The 6,450-nt window shown below is 69.9% G+C and carries 5 protein-coding genes; all 5 read right to left on the reverse strand.

All coding sequences use genetic code 11. From position 1 onward, the window contains the following. Positions 1 to 111 precede the first annotated feature (111 nt). The 5 genes from GWK61_RS51825 to GWK61_RS51845 all read right to left on the reverse strand — a co-directional run bounded on the left by GWK61_RS51825 (position 112) and on the right by GWK61_RS51845 (position 6,290). Positions 112 to 738, reverse strand: a complete 627-nt coding sequence (locus GWK61_RS51825; RefSeq protein ID WP_194921553.1) for a TetR/AcrR family transcriptional regulator — start codon at positions 736 to 738, stop codon at positions 112 to 114. A gap of 5 nt (positions 739 to 743) precedes the next feature. Continuing rightward, positions 744 to 1,592, reverse strand: a complete 849-nt coding sequence (locus tag GWK61_RS51830; RefSeq protein WP_194921554.1) for an SDR family NAD(P)-dependent oxidoreductase — start codon at positions 1,590 to 1,592, stop codon at positions 744 to 746. A 139-nt stretch (positions 1,593 to 1,731) separates the two neighbouring features. Next, a complete protein-coding gene (locus GWK61_RS51835; protein ID WP_194921555.1) occupies positions 1,732 to 3,405 on the reverse strand; it encodes an MFS transporter in 1,674 nt (557 codons plus the stop codon). 119 nt (positions 3,406 to 3,524) lie between these two features. Beyond that, positions 3,525 to 4,379 carry a helix-turn-helix transcriptional regulator gene (locus GWK61_RS51840; protein WP_194921556.1) on the reverse strand — a complete coding sequence of 285 codons (855 nt, stop codon included), beginning with the start codon at positions 4,377 to 4,379 and terminating at the stop codon, positions 3,525 to 3,527. Between the two features lie 534 nt (positions 4,380 to 4,913). Beyond that, positions 4,914 to 6,290: a carotenoid oxygenase family protein gene (locus tag GWK61_RS51845; protein WP_194921557.1), complete on the reverse strand. Its 1,377-nt coding sequence runs from the start codon at positions 6,288 to 6,290 to the stop codon at positions 4,914 to 4,916. Positions 6,291 to 6,450 lie beyond the last annotated feature (160 nt).

A 6,450-nucleotide genomic window follows, 5' to 3' on the forward strand; every position in this document is an offset into this window, starting at 1 on the left:
GGGCGGGTCTTCGGGGGTGGAGCGGACCGTATTCTGCCGCACGGCGCCGTCCCGCCTGGAAGGTGGTTAGGCCGAACGGCGCCGGGAGTGTGGGGGTGATCACTGAGCGTCCTAATCGGACGCGAGCACGTCCCCAGCGATCCACGCGAGCACCGTGTCCAAAACCTCATCCTGCGACACGTCGTACACCGCACCCTCAGCGGCGAGGACTGCCAGCGCGTGAACCGCCGACCACAGCGCGAAGACCATGCCGGGGCGGCGCGCGGACAGCGCGTCGAGGAACGGGGCGACACGATCGGTGATGAGGAGCCTGATGTTGTCCGGGCTGCCGTGGCAAGCCATGGCGAACAGGCCCGGGGAGGACTTCGCGAAGCTGACGTAGGCCTCGGCCACCGCGCGCAAGCACGCAGCCGCCGACGCATCACTCAAGCCCGAACTCGCGCCTGCCGTCGCGAGCAGCTTCTTGGCCGCGCCCGAGTTCGCCCCTACCGCGAAGCTCCCCAGCGCGGCATCCACCCCCTCCGCGAGCAGCGTCAGAGCCCTGTCCCTCGTCGCCGTCAGCAGCTCCTCCACCTCCGTGAAGTGGCGATATGCGGCCGGCGGGGTCACGCCCACGCTGCGCGCTACGCCGCGCACCGTCACTGCTGCCGGGCCGCCGTGGCGGGCCAGGTCCAGGGCGGCGTCGGTGAGGGCGGCTCGGAGGTTGCCGTAGTGGTACGAGGAGCGGTACGCGGGCATTGCGGTCAGCGCTTCGGGGCGGGGAACTGGCGGGCCACGAAGGTGTCGAAAGCTGCGTCTGGCAGGAGGCGGCGCATGGTCAGCGCTGCGCGGGCCAGGGGGCCGACCGGGTAGCGGGCCTTGGGGCGGCGGGCTGTTGCTGCGCGCTCGATGGCGGCGGCGACCTTCTCCGGCGGTACTGCGAAACGCCCTGCCGAGGTGCGTCCTTCGTGCACTGCGATGGCCCAGGTCGCCAGGTCGTCGTAGAACTCCTGGTAGGGGGATTCGGGGCGGCCGGCGAACTGCATCAGCGCGGTGGCGAAGAACTGCGTGCGCACGGTCGCCGGCTCGATCAGCGAGACCCGCACGCCGAACTGCGCCACCTCCATCCGCAGCGAGTCGCTGTACGCCTCCAACGCGTGCTTGGTCGCGTGGTACAGCGCGCCACCGGGTGGCGAGAAGCGCCCCAGGATCGAGGAGACGTTCACGATCCGCCCCGCCCCCTGCGCCCGCATCCCCGGCAGCACCATCTGCGTCAGCCGCAGCGCCCCGAACAGGTTCGTCTCGAACGAGCCCCGCACGCTGTCCAGCGCCACCTCCTCCACCGCCCCGTGCACCCCGCTGCCGGCGTTGTTCACCAGCACGCCGACCGCGCCGTGGTCCTCGACGATCCGCTTGACCACGGCGTCGGCCGACGCCTCGTCCGTCACGTCCAGTCGCAGGGTGCTGATGCCAACCTCGGCGAGCGACGCCAGGGCTTCGGGGTCGCGGCCCGTCGCGTAGACCGGCAGCCCGGCCCGGTGCAGACGCAACGCCGCGGCCCGGCCGATGCCGCTGGAACAGCCGGTGATCAGAGTCGCACGCGAAGGCGCCATCAGAGGTTCCCTTCCTCAGTGCCCTGACGTCAGTGCCCTGACGTCAGTGGATTGGCATCGGTGGATTGGCATCGGTGGATTGACGTCAATGTCCACTATGTCGCTGCTCGCGGACAGAGGTTTGTTCAGGCGTGCCCACTTAGTCCGCCGCTGCGACCGGGTCCAGCTCCAAGCCCACGCCGCCCAGATCCCGGGTGATGTCCTCCAACCTCCGCCGCCGCGTCTCAGGGCCCGTCATCAGGAAGCACACAGCGGCGATCACCAACGGAATCGCCCCGATCAGCGCGGTGGTACGGATCCCGGGCACATTCGACTCGCTCACCACCACCGCCAGGATCAGCACTCCCCCGGCCTTCGTCATCCCGGCCGCCAACCCCGTCCCGCGAGCCCGGATCCGCGTCGGGTACACCTCCGAGGCGTACGCCGCGACCATCGCCACCACCGAGCTCACCGCCGACAGCGGCACGATCAGCAGCAACGACAACAGCATCCGATGGTGGGCCAGCGAATCCCCGCCGATCACGAACCCGGCCATCGCCGCCGCCGTGACCGCCGACGACACCGCGATCGTCCTCCGCCCGCCGAACCGGTCGTACAGCCACGCCATCAGCACCGTCAGCGGAAGCCCGATCAACGCGGCATTCCGCACCACGTAAGCCGAATTGACCGCCGAGTATCCGATCCGCTGCAAGTTCGTCGGAACCCACAGCTGGAAGCCGTACGTCACCAGGCCCACCCCGAGCCCCAACACCGCGATCGCCCCGGTCGGCCCCAGGAACGGCCGCCGCACCAACGTGGCGTAGCCGGCCCGCGCGGCGACGGCGTCCACCTCGGGGGTATCAGAATCCTGCACCACCCGCGCCCCGTACCGAGCCATGATCGCCTCAGCCTCGGCCCGCCGACCCCGCGCGATCAGATACCGCGGCGACTCCGGAATCCAGTGGTTCAACACCAGCAGCAGCACCCCGGTCGGAATCCCGATCAGCCACAGGATGCGCCAGCTGTAGTGCGGCACCAGCCTGGCCGCCACCCAACTGGTGATGACGTAGGCCAGCGCGATCTCCCCGCCGATCAGCACCATCAGCCCACCGCGATGCCGGGCCGGAATCGTCTCGGCCATCAACGCGAAGGTGATCGGCAGCATCCCGCCGGCCGCGATCCCCATCATCAGGCACATCAGCAGGTTCCACTGGAACCCCGGCATCGCCCCGCAGATGGACGTCGTCACGAACAACAGCCCCGCGTACATGATCGAGGCCCGCCGCCCGGCCCAGTCCGCGAACGACCCCCACACCAGCGAGCCCAGCACGGTGCCGGTGATCCCGACCAGCGGCAGCCACGCGGCAGCCGGATGCCCGTGCGGATTCCCGGGGGCCTTCAGGCCGTACTCCTTGGCGAAACCGGGGACGACGAACCCCAACGACGTGGGCTTCATGACGTCGATGGTCACCGCCACCGCCATCACCGCCAGCAGCGCCACGTGCTGGCGCCGGATCGGCGCGTCGTCCAACGCCTGCACCCGTACCCGCGTCACCGACCGCCGCAGTCCGGCGCGATCGCCAGGCAGCACCCCGTACAGCGCGGCGACCAGCCCGATCCCGATCAGCGCCATCCCGATGATCATGGCGGGGTCCGGCGCCATCCCCCTGAGGTGGTAGCCCATGTCCCGGGCGCTGTAGTACATCGGCAGGTGGAGCAGCACGCCTGCGGTGCAGCACAGCGCGCCGAACCAGAAGGCGATCGGATGCTCGAAACCGCGTGCCCACGGCGCGCGCTCACTCGGTACGGTCTCGGTCGGCGGGGTTCGGCTCACGCGGCGACTCCTTCGAATAGCGATCGGAAAGTCGCCACACATATTCGAACCCTGCTAGACGTACGGCTTCTCCTAACGTGCGCTTTCTCCAGAAAAGGCAAGATCTGTCAGGCGATCTGTCAGGCGCAGTGCGGCGTCGTGAGGAGTTCCACCGCCGCGCGAGCCGGCCGATCCGCTCGCGAAGCGCGCGGCGCGACGGACTGCCCCACCGACAGCGGGAGACCCGGTGCCGCGTACTGCACGCCATCCGGCAGCGACGCCCCGTCCAACTCCGGCAGCGCGACCAGCACCGGCAGATCGAGAAGCCCCAGCGGATGCAGTTCCAGATCGAGGTCGACGTACTTCTCCCGCCGGATGTGAAGCGGTTCGACGGCTCCGACGAACAGGGGCCTGCGAATCCACGGCCGCGGATCGACGTCGCGCAGCCCGACCGCCGCGGCCCGGATGAACCACGCGCCGTCGGGCACGTCGTCGAGCCGGAACGGCCCCGGCGCGTCCAGGACGTCGCAGGCCACTGGCATGCCCTGGGCGATGGGGCTGTCGAAGGCGCCGATGTAGATCCGCACCGGCGCGAGGGTGGCCGGCAGGCCCACCAGACCGCGCACCACGCCGCGGGCTCCGGGGACGACGGCGGGCAGCGGGGCCGGCATGCCGGAGCGGGACAGCTGCCGGTAGCGCGCCGGCGAGACGCCCACGCTCTTGGTGAAACGGCTGGTGAAGGTGCCCAGGCTGTTGTACCCGACTTCGTAGGCGATGTCCGTGACGTTCCTGGAGGACTGCAGGAGGATGTTCTTGGCCTTCGACAGTCGCACCGCCGCCAGGAACCGGCAGGGCGACGTCCCGGTCAGCGACCGGAAGACTCTGGAGAAGTGGAATCGGCTCAGACTCGCCGCCGCGGCCATCTCCGACAGCGTCAGCGGTTCGTTGTACCGGTCCCACATGACTTCGATGGCGTGTTCCACCGCCGGTTGCATGGATCGTCTCCCCTGAACGGATGAGCTGGCCAGGCGTCACACGCCTTTCCAGAAGGCCGCCCGACGGCACACGTCCGCTCCTGGCCGACAGCGGGCGTGATCCACCGAAGGCAAAAAACAGGCCCGATGGTGTGGATCACCGTAACGACATGATCCGTCCTTGATCTTCTCTTGCCGCCTAAGCGGCAGATCAACCTGTCACCAGAAAAGCGACAGACACGCAAAATGCCATCGAACACCCGTTACTCCCGTTGCGCGGAAGCTTATACGAACACTGAGCAACCCCGCAATAGGGGCATCCCGGCGCATGAGTCTCAGGCAGGGACGATGAATTCCGGATGCGACAGCTGTGTCTAAAGGTGTCCTTTAGGTTGAGTCCGCCAGGAGACGGACCGGCTCGTCAGCTGTCCCACCCTCACCCGAATGAGCGGGCCCTGACATCTTCCGGATTGCGCGCACTAATGGCGGAGCACCTTGCCCGGCGCCATTCCCACTGGCGCCCACTGGCCCCCACTAGCCCCCGCTGGCACCCGATCAGCGGGCTGCGATCCATCCGGCGTGGAAGCCGTGCGGCACGCGCACCGGCAGCCGGATCTCGGCGACCGGCGGGCCGGTGAAGTCCGCGGTGTCCAGCACCACCAGGTCGCTGCGGTCGTCGGCGGCGTCGTAGACGAAGCTGAGCAGCCAGCCGTCGGCCTCGGGTGCGTCGGGACTGCGCGGGATGAACGCCGGTTCCCCGGTCAGGCGGCCGGGGCCGAACCGGTGGACGTCGGTCGCGCCGGTCAGCAGGTCGTGCCGGACCAGGGCCGGTCCGGCCAGGACGCCGCAGGAGCCGGGCCGCATCGACACCGCGAACGCGTAGCGGTGCGGCATGCCCTTGAAGCGCTCGTCCATGCCCGGGAACTCCACGATCGTGTCGTCGAGCTGCCGGTCCTCGACCACGGTGCCGCGCCCGGGGTCCAGGACCCAGCGCCACAGGGTCGGCCGGGACTCGGCCGGGCTGAGGCGGTCGGCGTCGAAGACGCGGTCGTGCCGGACGACGTCGAGGACCACCCGGCCGTCGGCCTCGTAGGCGTTGACCGGGTGGAAGACGTAGCAGGGTTCGACGTCGATCCAGCGGACGTCGGCGCCGGAGCCGTCGCGGGGCAGCACGCCCAGGCGCGCGGCGACGCGGTCGTCCCAGGCGTAGGGGACGCGGCTGCCGGCGGCGGCCGCGGCGGCGTTGTAGACGACCGGCAGGTCGTAGAGCACGGCCTGGCGGTCGGTCAGGGAGAACGCGTGCATCATCGGCGTGTGGCCGAGCTCGATCGGCTCGCAGCGCCGGACCCGGCCCGCGACGTCGATGGTCAGGTACTGCACGTAGCCGCGCCCGGGCTGGTAGGCGACGGCGTAGAGCTCGCCGGTGACCATGTCGCGCTCCGGGTGCGCGCACAGGCCGTCGGGCAGCGTCTCGTCGAGGTCCGAGCGCGCGATCGTGGTCAGCTCCGGGCACAGCTCGACCGGCAGCACGCCGCCGTCGCCGAGGGCCAGGGTGCGGCCGGCGTGTCGCAGGATGTTGTCGTTCGCGTTGTCGGACAGGCCGCGCCGGGGCCCGGGGGTCGGCAGCGTGCCGAGCGCGCGGCAGACCCGGTCGGTGCGGATCCAGCGGTTGCGGTACCACTCGGCGCGGCCGGCGCGGATGCGGACGCCGTGGACCATCGCGTCGCCGGCGAAGGCGTGGCCGCGCACCGGATCCGTTGCCTGCGAAGGGCTCGGGGCGCTCAAAGGGTTCGGGCCGATGCGCAGCAGGGTGCCGTCGAGCTCGGCCGGGAGCCGGCCGGCGACTTCGAGGTCGAAGACGCTGAGCTCGTCGGCGACCGGCCGGTAGCCGCCGAGCGGACCGGCCGGGACGAGGGTGGGGGATCCGGTCATCGTCGGACCTCGATCGATATCAGCGTTACATAACGATGTTATGTCTGCATCTTCCCCCGATCCCGGGCGTCGGTCAAGATGAGTGCGGACCCTGATTCCCCTCGATTCGATCGGCGGACCCGTACTTCGATGAACGCCGCCTCAGCCATCCCGACCACCC

It is taken from the genome of Catenulispora rubra, from assembly GCF_015356825.1.
Classification (GTDB): Bacteria; Actinomycetota; Actinomycetes; order Streptomycetales; family Catenulisporaceae; genus Catenulispora; species Catenulispora rubra.

Coding starts and splice junctions, on each gene's coding strand:
- GWK61_RS51840 (WP_194921556.1), bottom strand. CDS start 4,379: ATGCAACCGGCGGTGGAACACGCCATCGAAGTCATGTGGGACCGGTAC.
- GWK61_RS51825 (WP_194921553.1), bottom strand. CDS start 738: ATGCCCGCGTACCGCTCCTCGTACCACTACGGCAACCTCCGAGCCGCC.
- GWK61_RS51830 (WP_194921554.1), bottom strand. CDS start 1,592: ATGGCGCCTTCGCGTGCGACTCTGATCACCGGCTGTTCCAGCGGCATC.
- GWK61_RS51845 (WP_194921557.1), bottom strand. CDS start 6,290: ATGACCGGATCCCCCACCCTCGTCCCGGCCGGTCCGCTCGGCGGCTAC.